This window comes from Ulvibacter sp. MAR_2010_11 (genome assembly GCF_002813135.1).
GTDB lineage: Bacteria > Bacteroidota > Bacteroidia > Flavobacteriales > Flavobacteriaceae > Altibacter.
In genome coordinates, this window is the sequence record NZ_PHTY01000001.1 from 1,192,681 (window position 1) to 1,214,670 (window position 21,990).

General features: G+C 39.9%; 16 protein-coding genes. 7 read left to right on the plus strand and 9 right to left on the minus strand.

Going from position 1 to position 21,990, the window contains the following annotated elements; translation table 11 throughout:
• Positions 1–23 precede the first annotated feature (23 nt).
• From ATE92_RS05645 to ATE92_RS05655, 3 genes are all read right to left on the minus strand, one after another.
• Positions 24–1,412: an OmpA family protein gene (locus ATE92_RS05645; protein ID WP_100802778.1), complete on the minus strand. Its 1,389-nt coding sequence runs from the start codon at positions 1,410–1,412 to the stop codon at positions 24–26.
• A 122-nt stretch (positions 1,413–1,534) separates the two neighbouring features.
• A complete protein-coding gene (gene kbl, locus ATE92_RS05650) occupies positions 1,535–2,734 on the minus strand; it encodes a glycine C-acetyltransferase (RefSeq protein WP_100802779.1) in 1,200 nt (399 codons plus the stop codon).
• Between the two features lie 28 nt (positions 2,735–2,762).
• The gene (locus ATE92_RS05655; protein ID WP_100802780.1) at positions 2,763–5,921 is read right to left on the minus strand and encodes an exodeoxyribonuclease V subunit beta; all 3,159 of its coding nucleotides are present in this window, start codon (positions 5,919–5,921) and stop codon (positions 2,763–2,765) included.
• A 165-nt stretch (positions 5,922–6,086) separates the two neighbouring features.
• Here ATE92_RS05655 and ATE92_RS05660 point away from each other — a divergent pair, with 165 nt between their 5' ends.
• Positions 6,087–6,695, plus strand: coding sequence for a superoxide dismutase (locus tag ATE92_RS05660; RefSeq protein WP_100802781.1), 609 nt, complete (start codon positions 6,087–6,089; stop codon positions 6,693–6,695).
• 2,017 nt (positions 6,696–8,712) lie between these two features.
• Here ATE92_RS05660 and ATE92_RS05670 read toward each other — a convergent pair.
• Complete coding sequence (locus ATE92_RS05670; RefSeq protein ID WP_100802783.1) at positions 8,713–10,611, minus strand: hypothetical protein; 1,899 nt, start codon at positions 10,609–10,611, stop codon at positions 8,713–8,715.
• Between the two features lie 61 nt (positions 10,612–10,672).
• The gene (locus tag ATE92_RS05675; protein ID WP_100802784.1) at positions 10,673–11,596 is read right to left on the minus strand and encodes a PfkB family carbohydrate kinase; all 924 of its coding nucleotides are present in this window, start codon (positions 11,594–11,596) and stop codon (positions 10,673–10,675) included.
• A 294-nt stretch (positions 11,597–11,890) separates the two neighbouring features.
• On the opposite strand from ATE92_RS05675, the gene ATE92_RS05680 reads away from it, so the two are divergent.
• Positions 11,891–14,161 carry a hypothetical protein gene (locus tag ATE92_RS05680; RefSeq protein WP_100802785.1) on the plus strand — a complete coding sequence of 757 codons (2,271 nt, stop codon included), beginning with the start codon at positions 11,891–11,893 and terminating at the stop codon, positions 14,159–14,161.
• A gap of 14 nt (positions 14,162–14,175) precedes the next feature.
• Here ATE92_RS05680 and ATE92_RS05685 read toward each other — a convergent pair whose 3' ends face one another.
• Complete coding sequence (locus ATE92_RS05685; RefSeq protein WP_100802786.1) at positions 14,176–14,814, minus strand: viroplasmin family protein; 639 nt, start codon at positions 14,812–14,814, stop codon at positions 14,176–14,178.
• A gap of 2 nt (positions 14,815–14,816) precedes the next feature.
• A complete protein-coding gene (purN, locus tag ATE92_RS05690) occupies positions 14,817–15,419 on the minus strand; it encodes a phosphoribosylglycinamide formyltransferase (protein ID WP_100802787.1) in 603 nt (200 codons plus the stop codon).
• 344 nt (positions 15,420–15,763) lie between these two features.
• On the opposite strand from purN, the gene ATE92_RS05695 reads away from it, so the two are divergent.
• From ATE92_RS05695 to pyk, 5 genes are read left to right on the plus strand one after another with little or no spacing between them, the layout of a single operon-like run.
• Positions 15,764–15,997: an acyl carrier protein gene (locus ATE92_RS05695; protein WP_034259990.1), complete on the plus strand. Its 234-nt coding sequence runs from the start codon at positions 15,764–15,766 to the stop codon at positions 15,995–15,997.
• An 11-nt stretch (positions 15,998–16,008) separates the two neighbouring features.
• Complete coding sequence (gene fabF / locus ATE92_RS05700; RefSeq protein WP_100802788.1) at positions 16,009–17,262, plus strand: beta-ketoacyl-ACP synthase II; 1,254 nt, start codon at positions 16,009–16,011, stop codon at positions 17,260–17,262.
• 7 nt (positions 17,263–17,269) lie between these two features.
• Positions 17,270–18,013 (plus strand): ribonuclease III, encoded by a 744-nt coding sequence (rnc, locus tag ATE92_RS05705; RefSeq protein WP_100804363.1) that lies wholly within the window; start codon positions 17,270–17,272, stop codon positions 18,011–18,013.
• Between the two features lie 50 nt (positions 18,014–18,063).
• Complete coding sequence (locus ATE92_RS05710; protein ID WP_157809570.1) at positions 18,064–18,552, plus strand: IPExxxVDY family protein; 489 nt, start codon at positions 18,064–18,066, stop codon at positions 18,550–18,552.
• Positions 18,552–19,982: a pyruvate kinase gene (pyk, locus tag ATE92_RS05715; protein ID WP_100802790.1), complete on the plus strand. Its 1,431-nt coding sequence runs from the start codon at positions 18,552–18,554 to the stop codon at positions 19,980–19,982. The genes ATE92_RS05710 and pyk overlap by 1 nt, the downstream gene beginning before the upstream one ends.
• Position 19,983: 1 nt before the next feature.
• Here pyk and ATE92_RS05720 read toward each other — a convergent pair whose 3' ends face one another.
• Positions 19,984–20,751, minus strand: a complete 768-nt coding sequence (locus tag ATE92_RS05720) for an SH3 domain-containing protein (RefSeq protein ID WP_100802791.1) — start codon at positions 20,749–20,751, stop codon at positions 19,984–19,986.
• A 118-nt stretch (positions 20,752–20,869) separates the two neighbouring features.
• Positions 20,870–21,976 carry a DNA polymerase IV gene (gene dinB / locus ATE92_RS05725; RefSeq protein WP_100802792.1) on the minus strand — a complete coding sequence of 369 codons (1,107 nt, stop codon included), beginning with the start codon at positions 21,974–21,976 and terminating at the stop codon, positions 20,870–20,872.
• Positions 21,977–21,990 lie beyond the last annotated feature (14 nt).

The following is a 21,990-nucleotide window of genomic DNA, read 5'->3' on the forward strand; positions in this document are numbered from 1 at the left end:
TCAATTATTTATTAAGGTGTTTCTTATTTCTGTAGAGAAATTTCAACACGTCTGTTTTGTTGTCTTCCTGCTGCAGTATTATTAGTTGCAACCGGACGAGCTTCACCGTAACCTTCAGAAGTCAATCTGTTAGAAGTCATTCCAATAGTGGTTAGGTAATTCATTACAGAAGCAGCTCTTTCTTTAGAAAGCTTCATGTTGTAAGCATCACTACCTCTACTGTCTGTATGACCTTCAATATGGAAAGTAGTGTTAGGATATTCCTTCATGATGTTAGCGATACTTTGCAATGCAGAGTAAGACTCTTGACGAATAGTTGCTTTGTCGTAGTCGAACAAGATAGTTTTAGAGTACTCGTTCAATTGTTGGATAATCTCAACAGTTACTTCTGGACAACCTTTGTTTGCAACAGTACCAGGTACATCTGGACACTGATCATCTTTGTCTAATACACCGTCACCGTCTCTGTCTTGGTAAGGACAACCATTGTTAGCCTTAGGACCAGCTTCGTTTGGACAAGCATCTTCAGCATCAGTGATTCCATCACCGTCAGCATCAGGACATCCGTTAAGTGCAGCTAGACCAAAAACAGTAGGACAAGCATCTTGTGGATCTGGAATACCATCACCGTCTGTATCAGGACATCCGTTGAATTCAGCTAAACCAGGAGTATTAGGACAAGCATCGTTTCTGTCTTCGATTCCATCACCGTCTGTGTCAGGACATCCGTTGAATTCTGGTAAACCAGGAGTTTCAGGACATTCGTCATCTTTGTCGAAGATTCCATCACCGTCGGTATCTTTTCCACCGAATTTAAACACAACTCCTGCAGAATGCTGGAAGTGTTTTACACCGTAAGCATCTTCAAAAGCATGCTTATAAGCAGTTTGGAAGTTTACACCTAAATTCTCACCAATCCAAATACGAACTGAAGCAAGACCGTTAGCGGTACCAAACCCAATATCATCAACCCAAGTGTAACCACCACCTACACCAATAGATGGGTCAAACCAACCTCCTGGACCATTAATAAGGTCTCTAAAGCTGTACTTAATTTCTCCATCGGCAGCAATGTATGATAAATCATCAACTGATACATCACCCATTTTTTCAATCTTGTTGATAGTTCCAACAGCAGCAAACGAGAAACCACTTCCTATGTATCTACCAATAGATACTTTGGACACAGATGGAACAATATTCCAGTGGTCATTTACATTATAAAATTCTTCAAAAAGGTCTCCATTAAGAGCGTCAGACTCTGTTTGGCCATCTCTTAGACCTACAGGGAAGGTGTCAACAGCGTTTACACCAACCTCGATTGCCCAAGGATTGTTTTCGTCTTGTGCGTTAGCTACTCCAACTCCTAAAAGTAAAAGTGTAGCAACTAAAAAAGTGTTAAGATGTTTCATATTCGATTGTTTAATTTTTAAGTGTTAATTAGAGCAAAAGTAAGTTGTTAAAACTTATAAACAAAAGCAAATCTATTAAAATTTTGATAAAATTAAAGAGAATAATATATAAATAAAACAAGTTAGGCCTTTATTATTTCGAGTTTGGCACCTACTTTTTTAAATGCATTGATGGCTTTATCGAGATGTTCTTTGCTATGTGCTGCCGACAATTGAACTCTTATTCGCGCTTTGCCCTTTGGCACCACGGGATAAAAGAAGCCAATAACATAAATCCCTTCTTCCAATAGCATGTCGGCCATATTTTGAGAGAGCTGTGCATCGTACAGCATTACAGGAACAATAGCCGAATCCCCATCAATTATATCGAAACCGGCCGCTTTCATTCCTTTTTTAAAGTAATTTGTGTTGTTTTCCAAACGATCTCTTAATGAGGTGTCCTTGGATAGCATCTCGAAAACCTTAATAGATGCCCCAACAATGGCCGGCGCCAACGAATTTGAAAACAAATAAGGTCGGGACCGCTGACGTAGCATCTCGATTATTTCTTTTTTCCCGGTTGTATAACCTCCCATAGCACCTCCCAAAGCCTTTCCTAAGGTTCCCGTTATGATGTCGATTCGACCCATGACGCCTTTTTCTTCAAGGGTTCCGCGCCCTGTTTCCCCAATAAAACCTGCTGCATGGCATTCGTCTATCATAACCAGGGCGTCATATTTGTCGGCCAGGTCACATATTTTATCTAACGGAGCTACCAAGCCATCCATTGAGAAAACGCCGTCTGTTACTATAATTTTAAAACGGGTTCCGGCCTTATTGGCTGCCATTAGCTGCTTTTCCAAATCTTCCATGTTACTGTTTTCATAGCGGTAACGGGCGGCCTTACACAAACGAACCCCATCAATTATTGATGCATGATTTAATGAATCTGAAATAATAGCATCTTCCGGGCCCAACAAAGGTTCGAAAACGCCACCGTTGGCATCGAAGGCTGCAGCGTACAATATGGTATCTTCCGTGCGGTAGTAATCGGCAATTTTTTGCTCCAATTCCTTGTGAATATCCTGTGTTCCGCAGATAAAGCGTACCGACGACATTCCAAATCCATGTGTGTCCATGGCATCCTTGGCTGCCTGTATCACTTCTTTATTTGAGGAAAGCCCTAAATAGTTGTTTGCACAAAAATTGATAACGGTTTCTCCCGTCGAAATGGTGATTTCTGCATCCTGAGGCGAGGTTATAATGCGTTCTTTTTTATAAAGTCCGTTGTCTTTTATGTCCTGAAGTTCGTTTTGTAGGTGTTGTTTTATTTTTCCGTACATGGTATCCTGTTTTTTTGAGACTTCAAATTTATACTTTATTTACCATAATTTTTTCTTCGGAAGCATAAACCAATATTTTTTCTGAAATTCTGAAATCCATTTCTTCCAGCGCCGAAGCATAGCGATTAATTTGGCTTTTATGTGTTTCTGAAGGGTTGCCGGTCTTGTAATCGACTACTGTAACCGAAGCATTTTCATGGAAATTCAATCGGTCGGGGCGCAGCAAATCGCCTTTCGAGGTAATGATATCGCGCTCGTTCACAACATTAGTTGCTGAAATGTCAAACAAATGCGCCAACATGGGATGACTTGTAATTTGGCTCACTGCATCCTTTAATTTGAATAATTCTTCGGCTGAAACTACAGATTGTAATATTAGGTCTTCAAAAACAGAAGTAATATCTTCTGTAGTTTTAATCTTTGCCATGGTGTCATGTAGCAAATTTCCGGCAGTAATGGAGGCTTCAACAGCGGTATCCCAAAGAAGTGCTTCGGCCGAAACTATTTTTAAATTATGCTCTTTTGGTAATGATGAAATGTAAAGGGGCGCCACCTGTTTGAAACTTTCAGGGATCTCCGGCTGTAAGGATCTTTTCGAAGTCCCAAATTCGGCAGTACTCGAATTTTCATCCCATTTTCCTTCCTTTTTCAGAAATTCTGCAAAAAACTGATTAAAACTCATAGGTTTTTCAGCTTTGATTTCCTTCGGAAGTGTAGCAAAAACATATAATTGCTCGATAGAGCGTGTTAGTGCCACATATAACAGGTTCAAATTGTCCAGCTCTAGTGTTTCTCGGCGTTCCCTGTAAACTTGTTCCCCGACGGCACCGTAATTGGCCACGTCATTTTTGTAGTTTATATACACCTCATCAAAAATATCGGCATCATTTTCCCACGGAAACCAAGTTTTTGCGCTTCTTTCATTATATATTTCAACATCGGCGAAGGGAAAAATTACGACCGGAAACTCAAGGCCTTTCGCTTTGTGAATTGTCATAATTCGGACAGCTTCCGAAGTGATGGCAGCGGGAATACTGGCAGATTCTTTTTTGGACTCCCAATGGTCTAAAAAGGCCAATTTTCCTGCCAGCGGACGCTGTTGGAAATCGAAGACAAAGTCCATAAAGCCGTATAAATAGCCATCCGATTTTTTATAAAGCTGAAATTGATTGCAGCAATATTCACAGCTTTCGTATAAAGAAACCGATTGCATTGCCGAAATCTTGAAATCTATCCCATACGACTTCAAATTTTCTTCAAATTCTTCAATAGAACGATTTAAAAATTGACTGAAAAAAGTGTGTTGTGCTTCAGCAATCTGAAAATGATGGTGTAAAAACCCTAACAAATTAATTTTCACCTCTTCATTTTCGGGATAAAGCGCCAGTGTCAAGGCGTCTACCAGACATTGAACTACCGGGGAAGACTGGAGTAGAAGCGTTTCAGAAGAAATAATAAGAATATTTTTTTCCATCAAATAGGCGCCAATGGCAATCCCTTCTTTTTTTGTACGGGTTAGAATACAAACGTCCTGCAGGGTGAATTCGCTGTCACAGATTTTTTGAAGGGTATTGTGCACTAATTCACCATAAAGAACATCGGCTTCGGCTTTGTTTTCTGGATCAACAAATTCAAATTTTACATATCCGCCATGCTTCTGAGTAGAAAATTGGCGATTCCCGATTTCATACAAATTGGCATGTATCACATTGTCAAAATACGGTGCTATTAAACTAAAGAAGGCATTGTTGAAGTCAATGATGTTTTTACAACTTCGGAAATTAGTTTCCAGATTTAAGACTGTTTTTTCGGAATGAAAAGGATTTTCCTCATTACAAAGGGCAATAAACTGTTCGGGAAGACCACCGCGCCAACGATAAATGGACTGCTTGGCGTCACCTACCAGAAGGAGACTACCTTGTTCCTCATCGAAGGTTTGTTGCGACAATGCATTGTCGATTAGCGGAATTAAATTTTGCCATTGCATAAAGGAGGTGTCCTGAAACTCATCGATAAAAAAATGTCGGTACTTTTCTCCCAACCGCTCGTAGATAAAGGGCGCCGGCTGATTTTTAATTTCGTTGTTAATTAGAGAGTTAAATTCGGAAATGGGCAATATTGCCTGCTCTTCTTTAATGATTTGCAATTCCTGCTGCACCAGATTTATAACCGATAGGGGCGTTATATTTTTTAGTACGGCTTCGATGAGAGACAGCTCGTACACCCATTGTTTGGTGATTTCAAAATTTTCAATAAAGTTTGGTGTCAAGGTTTCAATAACCGGAATTATTTCGGGAGTATCTTTAGCGACTCTACCCGGATAGAGTGGTTTTTCACCCATAGTCTCCTGCCATTTAGCACTAAAGTTCAAATAGAAGGCACCTGAGGCTAGATTTGCAAAATGTTTTGGAAGGTAGGAGCTGCTGAAATCGTCAAATTGCAGTCCGCTTTCTTCTATCAGTTGTATGGTTTCAGAAGCTTTTTGCTGAATTTTAGCAGCAATTTCATTTTTCTGTAGCAACAATCGTTTTTTAAAGACCACAAAATCTTTGAGGGTTCTATCTCTTAGTTTTGCGACATGAGGCGCATCGTTTTCGTTCGCCAGAATTTGCGCAGCCAGAGCTATATCTTTGGTGATATCCCAGGATTTATCATCATCTGTCTTTTCCATGGCAAAATCCAACAGCACCTTTGTGATTTCCGGATCTTCTCCTGCCTTGTTAACAAGTTGGTCTACGGCTTCGGCAATTAAAGCACCTATGTCCAGACTCACTTCGAAGTTTTGAGGCAGTTTTAAATCGCGGGCAAAGGTGCGGATAAGCTGATGGTTAAAACGATCTATGGTTTCAACATTGAAACCGGCATAATGATGCAATAAATGTTTTAGTATTTTTTGCGATTGCTGATGAATGTATTCGATAGAGAGAGCAGTTTCTTTGGATATTTGAAGCAACATTTCGGGAGGTTGTGAAAGTGCTTCAGGATTTGAAAATAAAACAAGATTGGTAATAATGCGCTGTTTCATTTCGGCAACGGCCTTATTGGTAAAGGTAATCGCTAGTAAATTTTTGTAGAATCCTTCATTTTTGGATACTAATATCCGCTTGAGATATTCTTTTACAAGGGTAAAAGTTTTCCCGCTCCCGGCAGAGGCGTTATAAATATTAAAGGCGGTTGATTGTTGCAAGAGACTTTTTTACTAAGATATTAAAAAGACAAGGCTAAAATAGTATTTATCAACTTAATCTATGATACTATAGAAATCTTATAAATTCTATAACACTATATCACTCCATTAATATGTATTTTTGAAGTAGTTAACGAAAGTATTCACACAAAAAACTTTAAAATCATGTCTTTTGAATTACCAAAATTAAACTATGCACACGATGCATTAGAACCACATATTGATGCCAAAACCATGCAAATTCACCATGGTAAGCACCATCAAGGATATACAGACAATTTAAATAAGGCCATTGAGGGCACAAATATGGAAGGTAAAACCATAGAAAATATTTTGATAAACCTTGATATGAATAACAAAGCCGTAAGAAATAATGGCGGCGGTTTTTACAATCACAGATTATTTTGGGAGGTAATGTCTCCCGATGGTGGTGGAAAACCAACAGGAGAGTTGGCGGAAGCAATTAACACGGCCTTTGGGAGTTTTGATGCCTTTAAGGAAGAATTTTCGAATGCCGCAAAAACACAGTTTGGATCGGGATGGGCCTGGTTATGTGTTCATAAGGGAGGAAAAGTTGATGTATGTTCAACACCCAACCAAGACAACCCGGTGATGCCGGGTGTAGGCTGTGGAGGTACTCCAATCTTGGGATTGGATGTTTGGGAGCACGCCTATTACCTGAATTATCAGAATAGAAGACCCGATTATGTAAGTGCTTTTTTTAATGTAATTAATTGGGAAGAAGTTTCGGCGAGATACCAGCAAAACAAATAGAATATAACTATTATAAATTAATGGACGTTCTTAGATACTAGGGGCGTCTTTTTTTATGTGAAAGATTTTTAGTTGGGTAAAAAGAAAACATCCTGCTTCCCGCAGGCTAGCTCGCATTAAGCTGAGCATAGATTTGAATGTCCGGTGGACATTTGTTGAAGGTACCCGCGAAAGCGGCATACGCGAATTAGATTGTACCAGCTCCCTTCAATTGGAACTCCAAAGTGTAAAAAAGGTAAACAGAAGTTGCAGGAAAGTAGTGAACGGCTCGTTGAGTGGTTTATGGTATATAAGAAGAAACAATTACTCGCCACCTTACCGCAAAGAAATTTTGCTTGGCATTGAGCATGGACGAAATGGAAAACAAAATCGAATGTCCTGTGGACATTTGTTGAAGGTACCCGCGAAAGCGGCATACGCGAATTAGATTGTACCAGCTCCCTTCAATTGGAACTCCAAAGTGTAAAAAAGGTTAACAGAAGTTGCAGGAAAGTAGTAAACGGCTCGTTGAGTGGTTTATGGTATATAAGAAGAAACAATTACTCGCCACCTTACCGCAAAGAAATTTTGCTTGGCATTGAGCATGGACGAAATGGAAAACAAAATCGAATGTCCTGTGGACATTTGTTGAAGGTACCCGCGAAAGCGGCATACGCGAATTAGATTGTACCAGCTCCCTTCAATTGGAACTCCAAAGTGTAAAAAAGGTTAACAGAAGTTGCAGGAAAGTAGTAAACGGCTCGTTGAGTGGTTTATGGTATATAAGAAGAAACAATTACTCGCCACCTTACCGCAAAGAAATTTTGCTTGGCATTGAGCATGGACGAAATGGAAAACAAAATCGAATGTCCTGTGGACATTTGTTGAAGGTACCCGCGAAAGCGGCATACGCGAATTAGATTGTACCAGCTCCCTTCAATTGGAACTCCAAAGTGTAAAAAAGGTTAACAGAAGTTGCAGGAAAGTAGTAAACGGCTCGTTGAGTGGTTTATGGTATATAAGAAGAAACAATTACTCGCCACCCCATTGGATTTGGTGCATAAAAAAAGGTAAACAAGAGTTTACCTTTTTTTGCCCCAAATCTACCATGAACTTAACCTACTTATGCTATGGTATATTCAAATATATGCTATAATTTATTTTTGAAAATAAACTTTTAGACCAATAACTGTTTTTCTCGTTAAAAAGCACCTATTTTGTAGTAAACGTCTATTAAGGCACTAGGATAATAACAAAATTAGAAGAAAAGGTAGCCTTATCGGGAACAAATAGCCTTTATTCTTCCAGAATATAAATTCCATTCTTTATTATATAATAGTTGGCAGATTTTTCTTAGACCGGCTTTAAGTTTAACGTTTCAGCAGCTTAAACGAATGAGATTGTACCCGCCCCCTTCAATTCGAACTCCAAAGCGTAAAAAAGCTAAACAGAAGTTCATGAAGATATAAAACGGCTCGCATTGAGATAAGTGGAGATGAGAAGGATTCAATTGCTCGCCACCCCAGAATTTGGGCCAAAAAAAAAGGTAAACTTGATAGTTTCTAAAGTGATAAAGCGGCTCGCATTAAGAAAAGGGCATAATTTGAAAGATTTAGTTGCTCGCCACCCCAGAATTTGGGCCAAAAAAAAAGGTAAACTTGATAGTTTCTAAAGTGATAAAGCGGCTCGCATTAAGAAAAGGGCATAATTTGAAAGATTTAGTTGCTCGCCACCCCAGAATTTGGGCCAAAAAAAAAGGTAAACTTGATAGTTTCTAAAGTGATAAAGCGGCTCGCATTAAGAAAAGGGCATAATTTGAAAGATTTAGTTGCTCGCCACCCCAGAATTTGGGCCAAAAAAAAAGGTAAACTTGCGTTTACCTTTTTGCCCCAAATCTTACCATTAACTTAACCTACTTATGCTATGGTATGTGTCAAATATATGTCAAAAAATTCTTTCAAATACAGATTTTTCCTACTTTTGGATAAAGGGAATAGATATTCGATTAAAAGCAGTATTTGGCTCCTTTTTCGGATTTTTAGTAGGCACGTTCCGGGTTGCCTTCGTAGAAATTTACGTAGGCTTTATTAACAACGCGATTTCCCCCCGAAGTTGGGTAATCTCCTGTAAAATACCAATCCCCTAAATTTTTTGGACATGCCTTGTGTAAATCTTCAACCGACTGGAAAATCAATTTCACCTTTGCATTGATATTATTATTGCTAATAATATGGGCAATTTTGTCGGAAATCTCTTCATCGCTAAATGGTGCATACAACTCCTTTACATGATTAATTACTTCATTGTCTACAAGGTCTAGTTGTTTTTTGCACTTATGGTAAATTTCTTCAACAATATCGTAGGTACCACGATCTTTGTGTAATTCCAAGGCTGCGTTAAAAGCAACCAAATGTTCCAAGCGCGCCATGTCAATTCCATAGCAATCGGGGTAACGAATTTGTGGAGCAGATGAGACCACAACTATCTGTTTCGGTTTTAGGCGATCCAGCATTTTTAGAATACTCTTTTGTAAAGTAGTCCCTCTTACAATACTGTCGTCAATAATCACCAAATTGTCGGTAGTTTTTACAACCCCATAGGTAACATCATATACGTGCGCCACCAAATCGTCCCTACTGCTGTCATCGGTGATAAAGGTGCGTAATTTTACATCTTTGATGGCAATCTTCTCGGTGCGAATTTTATGCGCTTGTATTTCCTCAAGCCTTGCGTTGGTAAGGCTGCCTTCTTCTCTAAGAATGGCTTCGTTTTTTTGTTTGTTTAATTCGTTCTGAGCAGCATCCAGCATTCCGTAGAAAGATGTTTCGGCCGTATTGGGAATAAAAGAGAACACCGAATTTTCTGTATCGTAATCTATAGCTTTCAACACTTTTGGCATTACCAAACGTCCTAGTTCTTTCCGCTCCTGATAGATTTCGGCATCACTTCCGCGAGAAAAATAGATACGCTCAAAAGAACAAGACTTACGCTCCAAAGGCGCTAATATTTCTTTGGCACTCAAACTGCCATCCTTTTTAATAATTAGGGCATTCCCGGGCTCGATTTCAAAAATGTCCTCAAAAGGGACATTAAAAACAGTTTGTATGGCCGGACGTTCCGAAGCGACAACAATAACCTCGTCATCTTTATAATAATAGGCCGGTCTTATTCCTGCAGGATCTCGCAGTATAAAGGCATCTCCATGACCTAAAAGACCCGCCATGGCATATCCTCCATCCCAGTTCTTGGCAGATTTCCGAAGAATTTTTGCCAGATTCAGGTTTTCGGCAATATAAGGTGAGGCTTCTATTTTTGTCATTCCTCTATCCTTTGCCTTTTTGTATAATTTCCGCACCGCATCATCCAGAAAATGACCAATTTTTTCCATCACCGTTACCGTATCCGCCTTTTCCTTAGGATGCATTCCCAATTTTATAAGATTGTCAAACAACTCGGTTGTATTGGTCATATTAAAATTACCGGCAATGATAAGGTTTCGGTGCATCCAGTTATTCTGGCGTAAGAAAGGATGTACATTTTCCACACTGTTAATACCAAAAGTTCCGTAGCGCACATGTCCTAAAAACAATTCACCTATATAGGGAATGTTTTTCTTTTGTGCCTTGACATCCTCCTTGTACTCGGGGTGAGCTTCAAATTCTTCGTTAATGCGTTCATTTATCTGGGCAAAAATATCCTGAATGGGTTGAGCAGCATTAGAACGTACCCGACTTATATAACGCTCTCCCGGATTTACATCCAGCTTAATACTGGCAAAGCCCGCACCATCCTGTCCGCGATTGTGCTGCTTTTCCATCATCAAATACATTTTATTGACACCGTAGAAAGCCGTTCCGTACTTTTCTTTGTAATACTCCAGAGGCTTCAGTAATCTAACTACTGCGATTCCACATTCGTGTTTTAAAGCGTCGCTCATTTTTTCTGAAAAAATTATCTATTAAATCTACAAAAAACGCCCCGAATTATCAGGGCGTGTTTTATGTTAGTTCTATATCAAATTGTGTTAAACTCTTAAACTGCTGTAAGCGCTGATGCACTTCTTTTTTTGAAAGCTGAAGCATTCGCTCTGTTCCAAATTTTTCTACGCAAAACGAAGCCAACGCAGCACCGTATATAATTGCGTTTTTCATGTTTGCAAAACTGTAATCTTCCGTTTTAGCCAAAAAACCGGAAAATCCTCCGGCAAATGTGTCACCAGCACCGGTTGGGTCAAATACTTCGGCCAAAGGTAAAGCCGGCGCATAAAACATTTCATCACCGTGAAATAAAAGCGCCCCATGCTCTCCTTTTTTTATGACCACATACTTGGGTCCCATTCTCATAATTTTTTTAGAAGCATTTACCAGGGAATATTCTCCCGATAATTGTCGCGCCTCCTCATCGTTTATTGTTATCACATCCACTTTGGCTATCACCTGCATCAATTCATCCAGCGTATTATCCATCCAAAAATTCATGGTATCTAATACAATGAGCTTCGGATTTTCCATTTGGTCGATAACACTAAGCTGAACTAACGGATGTAAATTCCCCAACATTACAACTTCGGCACTTTTATAGGCTGAAGGTACTTTTGGACTAAAATCTGCCAACACATTCAGCTCGGTTGCCAAGGTGTCGCGAGAATTCATATCGTTGTGGTATTTTCCGCTCCAAAAGAATGTTTTTCCGTCTGCAACAATTTCCAATTCAGAAACATCCATCCCTTTCGATTCGAGCATTTGTATGTATTCTTTTGGAAAATCTCCTCCAACAACCGAAACAATGGCTCCTTCTACATTAAACTGAGAGGCTGCGAGTCCGATATAGGTCGCTGCACCACCTAATATTTTATCGGTCTTTCCAAAGGGCGTTTCAATAGCGTCAAATGCGACTGTTCCTACAATTACAAGTTTACTCATCTTTAAGGCCCGAAAAGTCGGGTAACTTTTTGTTTTAAGAGGGTGCAAAGATACGATATTGCACAGACAAATACTAGCAGCAAATTTTATTATAAAGCACCTTAGAATTGGGATGAATTGTATTGCTTTTATTACACTTAGAATCTGAAAATCCTATCTTCTTAAAGCATTTTTACAGAAACAAATGTTTAGCGAAAAGGCTATAAATGAATTACTTATTCAGCTTACTCTTCCAAAAAACCATTCTTAATTCGATAAAATATGTTAAATTCATACTCTTATTCCATCATCGTTATGAAAAAAATTATTCTTGCATTTTACGCATTGTTCTTATTTCAAGCCGGAGTTGCTCAAGAAGGGAAGTCTTTCACTTCAAATGTGAATCTTTATGTTCAGGGGAATTCTAAGCTTATAGGAAATACCATACTGGGTACTCACGCAACAAAACCCATGAACGACGTAGATCTTTCAAACGAAGAAGTTACTATGAAATTTGTCGACGTAGATAAAGATAGAAGAACCTATAATTCGAGTCAGGCGACTTTAAATCTTCCGGCCGGGGCCTCAAAGATTGCATATGCAGGCCTTTATTGGAGCGCCTTTTATCCGTACGAATTCGGGGTGTTGAAAAGTGGAGGAGATGCCAGAGAATACAAAGGGCAAGGATACCGTGATCAAAAAATAGATTTGGTTTTATTCAAAACCCCCGGAGCGGACTATAAAATGATTCAAGGGGAAATTATTTTTGACAGCTTTAAAAGCGGTGTTTTTGAAGACAATATCCCTTATGCCTGTTACGCAAACGTTACATCATTACTCAGAAAGTCATCAAATCGTAATGGCACTTACAGTGTAGGTGATATTAAGGCTGCCGAAGGATACATTCCTGGCGGAAGTTCGGGAGGCTGGTTGTTATATGTTGTTTATGAAGACGAACTGGACACCCCAAAGTATTTTACAACCTTTAATGGGCTGGTAGGTGTTGACAAACAGGCTATGGAAGTGGTTTTCGACGGATTTAAAGCAAAGGAGACAGGTATTGTGAATGCGGCCCTGGCAATTGGAGCCCTGGATGGAGATTCAAAATTAAAGACCGATGAAGTCGCGATTCGTACCTCAAAAACAAGGACCTATCAAAATATCGGGAATTCGGTGCGACAAGACAACAACTTCTTTACGAGTAGCATTTCTACCGGCCCCGATTTGTTTACTGAAAGAACCCCAAATAGCAGCAACACACTCGGATTTGATGTGGTAAAAATACCTATTCCCAATACGGATAATGAGGTAATCGATAACGAGACCACCAAAGCTTCGGTTCGGTTTCAAACAGATAAAGATAAATTCTATGTCTTTTTTACGGCTTTTGAAACTGAAATCAATTCTAATTTCTATTTCGATAAAACAGGAGCTATAGCAACAAACCAAGTTAAAGAAGATACAACTCCCGGAGCAGATGCAGTTGTTGTTTCAGAAACAAAAAAGGAGGTTGCAACAGCTACTAAAAAGGCTGTAGCTGTAGTTGAAAAAAGTGAACCTGTAAAGAAGAAAGTTACTCCCAAAGGAGCTGAGGTACTAGAAAAACCTATAAAAGAAGAGAAAGCTGCAATTACAAAAACAGAAAAGACCGAGCCTGAAGTAACCGAGGAAATCTCCACTGAAATGGTTGAAGAAAAAGAGCCTATTGTTTCCGATGCAGTTGTCCAAACCTCCAAGAATAACACTTCTTCAGAAGCAAATAAAAATGCAATTGCGGAAGAAGATAATATGATAAATATCGTCCAAATTACAACTTCCGAAAAGGAAATTACGGACAAACCGGAGGGAGTTGTCAATACAAAAACAACAGAGGTTGCCGCAGAGAGCAACCCTTTGAAAACCAAAAAAGAAGAGTCTGTTGTCGCCAAGGAAGAGAAAGTTATATTGGAAAAAAATGAGAAAATTGAGGTTGCTAAAAAGTCTCCTGCAACTGAGATAGTTGTGGAAACCAAAAAAGAAAAACCTGTTGTTGCCAAGGAAGAGAAGGTTGAAGTGGAGAAGGAGGCGAAAGTTGAGGTTGCTAAAAAAGCTCCCATTACTGAAATAGCTGTGGAAACTGTAAAAACTCCGGTAAAAAAGGAAGCTGAAACGATAACAAAGAAGGAGCCAGAAGTGGTTGCGAAAAAAGTAGAAGAAGATGTTGTGAAAGAGGCAGATGTTGCCGTCGCGGAAGCTTCAAATAAGATTGAAGAAACTCCTGCCGAGGAAGGATTTATCTTTAGAGAGTCAAAAAACATTGTCACCGATAATGCAACCGCTAAAGACGTGGCGACCATTCCCTCTTTAAAGAAGGGATACTATTTGGTGACCAAAGAATTTTCGGATGCAAATGAGGAAAAAATTTGGACTGAAAATTTAATAGACAAAGGACACGAACCCCTTTCTTATATAAATCCGGCGAATGGGAAAACCTATGTGTATGTTTACTTTAGCGACACGCCGTCTTACGCCTATATAAAGCGAAATGAACTGCGAAAACTGGAGTATCTAAAAGACATTAGCATAGTAAAGGTAAATTTGGAGTAACGTAAATCGATCGATTATTTTCTACCAAAATCGGCAGGAATTTCACCCCAGGCCTTGGTCTCCCATTTTACAATTTTGGTAGTGTAGGTATTGTTTTTCAGCCAAGTCTCGGCTCTGGAAATTAATTCGAATAAGGGTTTGTTTTTGGAAGTAGCTTTCAATTTTGTATTGCACTTTTTCCTTTTAATCCAACCCATGGCAATACGGGAATCGGTATACAAAATTCGGTTGCTTTTTTGTTGTTGTAAAAATGCCAGTCCGTGAACCAGCGCTAAAAACTCTCCCACATTATTGGTTCCTTGCTGAAACGGTCCCTGGTGAAAAAGCTGTTTGTGCGTTTGCGTATCAACCCCGCGATATTCCATAAGTCCGGGATTGCCACTCGAGGCTGCGTCTACCGTGATGGAATACAAATTGGGATCTCCTATTTTCTTTAATTCTTCGGCCGAAAGTGTTCTTTTCTTCTTTCCACCCTTCCCTTTATAATCTGTATATTCTTTATTGTATGCTTTCTTGGCTTCGGCAAACGATTCGAAAGCCATATACTGCGCCCCTTTTACGCCTTTTATGGAGCGTTGACATTCTTCCCAACTCCCGAAGATACCGGTGGGATTGCCATACCAAACCACATAGAATTTTTGTTTTTTAGTCATATTTATTTCTCGCGTATGTCGGAATCCATTCTCGAATTCTTATTTAAAATCCCCTCAATCACCTTCGGAAAAAAGTTGTATTCCAATTCATGCACCTTTTTCGCAACATCAATTGCGGTGTCTTTTTCTGAAAGCTTCACACTTTTCTGAAAAATAATCGCGCCTTCGTCATAGTTTTCATTCACATAATGAATGGTGATTCCGGTTTCATTATCTTTATTGGCAACAACTGCCTCGTGTACATAACTTCCATACATGCCCTTTCCACCGTATTTAGGCAGAAGTGCCGGATGAATATTGATAACTTTATTGGGAAACGCTTTCAGGATACAATCGGGAAATTTCAGTAAAAATCCTGCGAGTACAATAAGGTCCGGTTGGGTATTTTTTAAAAGCTGCAGCACACCTGTTTCTGAGTTTAGTTCAGCCTTCTCAAAATGTAACGATTTTACATTCAGATTTTTAGCTTTGCTTAACACTTTGGCATCCTTCTTGTTTGAAAGCACGAGAACAACCTCGGCAATTTCCCCTTGCTGAAAGTATTGAATTAAGTTTTGAGTATTGGTACCACTACCTGAAGCAAAAATCACGATACGCTTCTTCATTTTTGAATTTGTTTCCGTTTTTTGTTTGTATCCGAGAGATTCGGCTTTTATGCTATGGCAAAGTTAAATTTTTAAAGCATAGCAGAAGTCTACGGTTTCAGAATTTATCGAAGACAGCCGTGAAAATGTGAAATTCGCAGGAAATAGAAATACCGGAAGCGAGCTAAAGGGTTTCTTTGGGCGTTTACAGAAGTAATTAAAATAATAATAACAAAAGTATGGCAATAGAGTTTTACTTCGCTCAAAATTGTTTAATTTGCTACCACATTTTGCACTTTAAATGTTGTTTTAAATTAAAATATTTTATTTTTGCCACTTATACTTAAATTTAAAAATCAAGAATTATGTCAGACATTGCATCAAGAGTAAAAGCGATAATCGTAGACAAATTAGGAGTTGACGAAAACGAAGTAGTCAACGAAGCAAGTTTCACCAACGATTTGGGAGCAGACTCGCTAGATACGGTTGAGCTTATAATGGAATTTGAAAAAGAATTTGATATTCAGATTCCGGACGATCAAGCTGAAAACATTGCCACAGTAGGTCAAGCAATTTCATACATCGAAGAAGCTAAATAAAAACTTCTTTTATGGAATTAAAGCGAGTAGTAGTTACAGGCCTTGGAGCCCTTACCCCCATTGGTAACAATATTGAAGAGTATTGGAACGGTTTAAAAAGTGGGAAGAGTGGGTGTGCGCCAATAACTTATTTTGATACTGAAAAGTTCAAAACGAAATTCGCTTGTGAAATTAAAAATTTCGACCCATTAACACACTTCGACAGGAAAGAAGCCAGAAAACTGGATCGTTTTGCCCAATACGCCTTGGTATCTAGTGATGAAGCCATCATAGATGCCGGTATCAACCTCGAAAAGGTTGATAAATTTAGAGTGGGTGTAATTTGGGGAGCCGGGATAGGTGGATTGGAAACTTTTCAGGACGAAGTAATAAATTTTGCAGAAGGGGATGGAACGCCGCGTTTCAACCCCTTCTTTATTCCAAAAATGATTGCAGATATTGCCCCCGGGAATATTTCTATCAAACACGGATTTATGGGGCCAAATTATACAACGGTTTCTGCCTGTGCCTCTTCCGCCAATGCTATGATCGATGCTTTAAATTACATTCGTTTGGGGCATTGTGATATTATTGTAACCGGTGGAAGTGAAGCTGCAGTAACCAAGGCAGGAATGGGTGGTTTTAATGCCATGCATGCCCTTTCTACCCGAAATGAAAGTCCCGAAACCGCTTCAAGACCTTTCGACGCGACCAGAGATGGTTTCGTTTTAGGTGAGGGAGCAGGTGCTCTAATCCTGGAAGAATACGAACATGCAAAAAAACGTGGCGCTAAAATTTATGCAGAGGTTGTCGGTGGCGGAATGTCCAGCGATGCCTATCATATGACGGCTCCTCATCCAGATGGAATTGGGGTGGAGCGCGTTATGATTAACTGTCTGAATGATGCCGGTATGAAACCCGAAGATGTCGATACCATCAATACACACGGAACTTCAACTCCTCTGGGAGATGTTGCCGAATTGATTGCCATCGGAAAAGTATTCGGGGAACACGCCAAAGACATCAGTATCAACTCTACCAAGTCCATGACAGGACATTTGTTAGGTGCCGCCGGAGCAATTGAAGCCATTGCCTCTATTCTGGCGATGAAAAACAGCCTTGTGCCGCCTACAATAAACCACACCACTGTGGACGAATCTATTGATCCCGCTTTAAATCTTACCTTGAATAAAGCTCAGCCAAGGGAGATTAAAGTAGCTATGAGCAATACATTCGGTTTTGGAGGTCACAATGCTTGCGTCCTGTTTAAAAAATGGGAAGCTTAACCCTTTAATGGCATCCATAAAAAACATATTTAATTCCCGTGCTGAAAAGGACGGGAATTTTTTTTATGAAATGAAGCGTATCTTGGGATTTAAACCCAAAGACATTTCCATTTATGAAATTGCATTTACACACCGCTCCACTAACGAAAAGAACAGTGATGGGCATTCACAGAACTACGAGCGTCTCGAATTTTTGGGAGATGCAATGCTCAGCGCGGTAATCGCATCCCATTTGTTTAAAAAGGTTCCGGGCGGCAATGAGGGTTATCTTACTAAAATGCGCTCGAAAGTAGTGAGCCGGGAGCATCTCAATGAATTAGGGAGAGACCTAAACCTCATTAAGTATGTAAAAACCACCATTCCTACCGAACAATTTGGAGGCAATATTCACGGAAATGTTTTTGAAGCGCTGGTGGGTGCCATCTACCTGGACCGAGGTTTTCCCTACTGCGAAAAGTTTATTTACAAACGGGTTATAAAGCCCTATGTAGATATTCAAAAGCTGGAAGGGAAGGTAATTAGCTATAAAAGTTTGTTTATTGAATGGTGTCAGAAAAATAAAAAACGCTTCAAATTTGCGGTCTATGAAGATACCGGAAACGATACACTCAAACATTTTGCCGTAAAGCTTCAGTTGGAAGATGTTACTGTTGCGAAGGCAAGGGCCACTTCCAAAAAGAAGGCAGAAGAGCGTGCTGCCAAACGCGCCTATTTTAAGCTTCAGAAAAAAATAGACGCCGAAAGGTCATAATCTTTTTAGATTCCGAAAAGGAAAACTTACATTTATGGCTAAATATGGCCATGGCACACCACAAATTACTTTTGGAAGACGACGATACGGATACGTATTCCTTAGTGGCAATTCATTGTAGCGAAGAAGCCTATAAAATGGCCTATTTATTAAATAAATTTGTGGGTTTGAAATTACATCGCCGCACGGTCGATCTGGAATACTCCAACAACGGATTGGAAGTGACCTTTCCGCTGTTTGACTATGAAAATGAAATGCAATACACAACTTTTAATCTGGTTGCCAATAAAAGCAAGTCATTATCGGCCAATATTCAGAGTTCGAGTGGCTTGTTTAAGGACGTGGCTTCAGAAACCATAACAACACATCTGCTTCCGGAATTAAAAAAAGCTGATTATTTTCTGAAAATTTATTCCGACTTTGAAATAATCCCCCTTCGGAAGCTCATTTCCGATATAAATGAAATAAAACAAGTAATTTCGGCATATAGTGTAGACCCCGAAGAGATAAAATCTAAAAGAAATCTAATTTTTGACTGATGCCTAAAGAGAAAAAGACCAAAATAGTTGCCACCCTGGGCCCCGCCACCGCTTCCAAAGAAATTATTAAACAAATGATTTTGGAAGGAGCCGATGTGTTTCGGGTTAATTTTTCGCATGCCGATTACGACAATGTAAAAAAGACCATTGCCATGATTCGCAAGGTTGGGAAAGAATTAGGAACTTCAACAGCTATTCTTGCCGATTTACAAGGACCGAAGCTTAGAGTGGGTACAATGAAAGAAGAGGTAGTGGTTGAGCGGGGCGATGAAATCTCGTTTTGCACCGGCAAAGAGTTTGAAGGGACGCGTACCAGAGTTTATATGAATTATAACGATTTCCCAAAAGATGTGAATCCCGGAGAACGTGTTTTATTGGATGATGGGAAACTTATTTTTGAAGTACTCGAGACAAATAAAAAGGATACCGTAAAAGCGAAAGTTATTCAAGGAGGGCCATTACAATCAAAAAAAGGTGTAAATCTTCCCAATACCAAGGTTTCACTTCCTGCTCTTACGGTAAAAGATAAGAAAGATGCGATTTTTGCTATTTCTCAGGAAGTGGATTGGATTGCCCTGTCTTTTGTGCGAAATGCTGAAGATTTAAAAGAATTACAGGCGCTTATTGAAGCCCACTGTGAGTATAAAATACCTATTATCGCCAAGATCGAAAAACCCGAAGCGGTTGCCAATATCGATAAAATTGTGGCTTATTGCGACGGATTGATGGTTGCTCGTGGTGACCTGGGTGTCGAAGTCCCTGCCGAAGAAGTTCCACTAATCCAAAAGGAATTGGTTCTTACGGCCAAACGCGCTCGGATTCCCGTGATTATTGCCACACAAATGATGGAAACCATGATTACCTCGCTTACGCCTACCAGAGCAGAGGTAAACGATGTGGCCAATTCGGTCATGGATGGCGCCGATGCGGTGATGTTAAGCGGTGAAACGTCTATCGGGAAATATCCGGTGGACGTGATTAAAACCATGACAAAAATTTTAAAAAGTGTAGAGAATTCGGCTTTAATAAGGGTGCCCCAAGAACCGCCAACGATTAGAACCAACAGGTATATTACCAAATCTATTTGTTACCACGCTGCGCATATGGCCAATGAGATAGAAGCACACGCTATTTGTACACTTACCAATAGTGGTTACACGGCCTTTCAGATCTCGGCATGGAGACCGGCGGCGCATATTTTGGTGTTTACCTCGAACCAACGTATTCTTTCCCGCTTGAATTTGTTGTGGGGGGTAAAGGCTTTTTTCTACGACAAATATGTGAGTACAGACGAAACGGTAGACGATGTAAACAGAATCGCCTTCGAACGTGGATTTGTGTCCAAAGGCGATTACCTTATTAATCTGGCTGCCATGCCCATTGTAGACAAAGGGATGGTAAATACTTTACGAGTGTCGCAGGTGAAATAGGTTACTCCACCACCTCAGTCCGTTCTATTTTCATTGCTTCACCATCTTTGGTGATGGTAATGGTGTTGCTAAAAGTCTTTGTCTTGTAGACGTAGGCAATTTTTTGTAATACATCGTCCTTTCGATTTACGTGCAATTCACTTTCCCAAACATCTTTTTTTGGTTTTGAATCCTTAATGATCTGTTCATCCTTTCCCTTGGGTTCCGGAAAGGCAAACTCTTTCGGGAAATCGAACAACTGCTGGGCCACAAAGAAAGCTTCGTGCCACTGGGTGGTAGGGAGTAACAGGATTTCGGTATTTGAAGGCTTGCTGGCAGTACCGCCGGTAGTTTCAGAAAAAGAAACTTTTGGAAACGTCTTTTGTAATTCTTCGGCATAGGATTTCGCCGAAATATCCTGCTCGGGAGGAAAAAATTTCGACAAATAACCGTTAAAGGCAAATCCTTTTTTGTGGTTGAACTCTACTTCATCCATGGCGCCCTTAATGCCGCCAACCGTCATAGTGGGTTGTGCTTCGGCCTTGACGATCTTTACCTTGGTGCCATAGGGCATCACGGCCAGTTTTTCGCTGTTCAAATTATTAAACTCGCGTAAACTCAAACCGCTGTTAGCAGTTACATACAAAAATTCGGAGGTGGGTTCTGTGGTATCGGCAATGGCAAGATCATCGGCCGGAATTTCAGTGGAAGGATCTTTGGTCTCGTTCTTACACGAAACAAATACGGTGACAAAGGCAACCGCAAGAAGGGAAAAAACTACTTTTTTCATAACAAATCGGGTTTTAGTTAATAATTCAATCAAGTAGTTATTCTCATATTGTTTTCATTTATATTTTCTCCCCTTTTAGGGGAGATATCAGCTTTTGCTGACAGAGGGGTCAGGGTTCTTAAAACTCCAATTTAAGCTGCACATCAATGGTTTCATCTGAAGGCGGCTTAGTTTCCTTTTTATCCTCGTTGTTGAGGTTCGATATTGAGATGCCCAACAAACGTACCGAATCTTTCATTTTTTCCTGAAATAACAAATCTTTAACAGTCTCCAGTATCAGGGACTTACTGGATACGTACAATGGCAAGGTCCTGCTTCTAGTTTGTAACGTAAAATCACTGTATTTAATTTTAAGAGTGATGGTTTTTCCGGCCACTTTGCTCTTTAGCAACCGCTTTTCAACTTCTTTGGCTATCTCTTCCAGGCGTTCCATCATGTATAATTCTGAAGAAATATTTTCATAAAAGGTACGTTCGGCTGCCAATGACTTTCGGGTATGGTCCGGCGTTACCTTGCTGTTGTGAATGCCTCGTGAGACTTTATAATAATACGAACCGCTTTTCCCGAAATGTTCTTCCAAAAACTCCTGCGATTTGCTTTTTAGATCCTTTCCGGTAAAAATGCCCAAGCGATACATTTTTTCCTTGGTCACCTTTCCCACGCCGTAGAATTTTTTTACATCCAGCTTTTCAATAAACTCAATGACCTCTTCGGGGGGAACGGTTTTTTGTCCGTTGGGTTTGTTGATATCACTCGCCACCTTGGCGATAAATTTATTTATGGAAATTCCTGCCGAAGCATTCAAACCCGTTTTTTCCTTTATTTTTTGCCGAATTTCTTGTGCTATCAGTGTGGCACTGGGGTTTCCTTTTTTGTTTTCGGTAACGTCCAGGTAAGCTTCGTCCAGAGAAAGCGGTTCTACCAGATCGGTGTATTCGTAAAAGATCTTTCGAATTTTTTTTGAAACCTCATGGTAGCGCTCAAAGTTGGTGCGCACAAAAATAAGCTGCGGACAGAGCTTTTTGGCCAACATTCCACTCATGGCACTTCGCACTCCGAATTTACGAGCTTCGTAACTCGCGGCACTCACTACGTCACGTTTGGAACTTCCCCCAACGGCAATGGGTTTTCCACGTAAATCGGGATTGTCCAATTGCTCCACACTGGCGTAAAAGGCGTCCATATCTACATGGATGATTTTTCGGATGGGCAGCTTTCCTTCCATTGACTTTGACAAAG

What these genes read in the sequence shown, in the direction of transcription:
- ATE92_RS05645 (WP_100802778.1), bottom strand. Translation starts at nt 1,412, where the DNA reads ATGAAACATCTTAACACTTTTTTAGTTGCTACACTTTTACTTTTAGGA.
- kbl (WP_100802779.1), bottom strand. Translation starts at nt 2,734, where the DNA reads ATGTACGGAAAAATAAAACAACACCTACAAAACGAACTTCAGGACATA.
- ATE92_RS05660 (WP_100802781.1), top strand. Translation starts at nt 6,087, where the DNA reads ATGTCTTTTGAATTACCAAAATTAAACTATGCACACGATGCATTAGAA.
- ATE92_RS05670 (WP_100802783.1), bottom strand. Translation starts at nt 10,611, where the DNA reads ATGAGCGACGCTTTAAAACACGAATGTGGAATCGCAGTAGTTAGATTA.
- ATE92_RS05675 (WP_100802784.1), bottom strand. Translation starts at nt 11,596, where the DNA reads ATGAGTAAACTTGTAATTGTAGGAACAGTCGCATTTGACGCTATTGAA.
- ATE92_RS05680 (WP_100802785.1), top strand. Translation starts at nt 11,891, where the DNA reads ATGAAAAAAATTATTCTTGCATTTTACGCATTGTTCTTATTTCAAGCC.
- ATE92_RS05685 (WP_100802786.1), bottom strand. Translation starts at nt 14,814, where the DNA reads ATGACTAAAAAACAAAAATTCTATGTGGTTTGGTATGGCAATCCCACC.
- purN (WP_100802787.1), bottom strand. Translation starts at nt 15,419, where the DNA reads ATGAAGAAGCGTATCGTGATTTTTGCTTCAGGTAGTGGTACCAATACT.
- ATE92_RS05695 (WP_034259990.1), top strand. Translation starts at nt 15,764, where the DNA reads ATGTCAGACATTGCATCAAGAGTAAAAGCGATAATCGTAGACAAATTA.
- fabF (WP_100802788.1), top strand. Translation starts at nt 16,009, where the DNA reads ATGGAATTAAAGCGAGTAGTAGTTACAGGCCTTGGAGCCCTTACCCCC.
- rnc (WP_100804363.1), top strand. Translation starts at nt 17,270, where the DNA reads ATGGCATCCATAAAAAACATATTTAATTCCCGTGCTGAAAAGGACGGG.
- ATE92_RS05710 (WP_157809570.1), top strand. Translation starts at nt 18,064, where the DNA reads ATGGCACACCACAAATTACTTTTGGAAGACGACGATACGGATACGTAT.
- pyk (WP_100802790.1), top strand. Translation starts at nt 18,552, where the DNA reads ATGCCTAAAGAGAAAAAGACCAAAATAGTTGCCACCCTGGGCCCCGCC.
- ATE92_RS05720 (WP_100802791.1), bottom strand. Translation starts at nt 20,751, where the DNA reads ATGAAAAAAGTAGTTTTTTCCCTTCTTGCGGTTGCCTTTGTCACCGTA.
- dinB (WP_100802792.1), bottom strand. Translation starts at nt 21,976, where the DNA reads ATGGAAGGAAAGCTGCCCATCCGAAAAATCATCCATGTAGATATGGAC.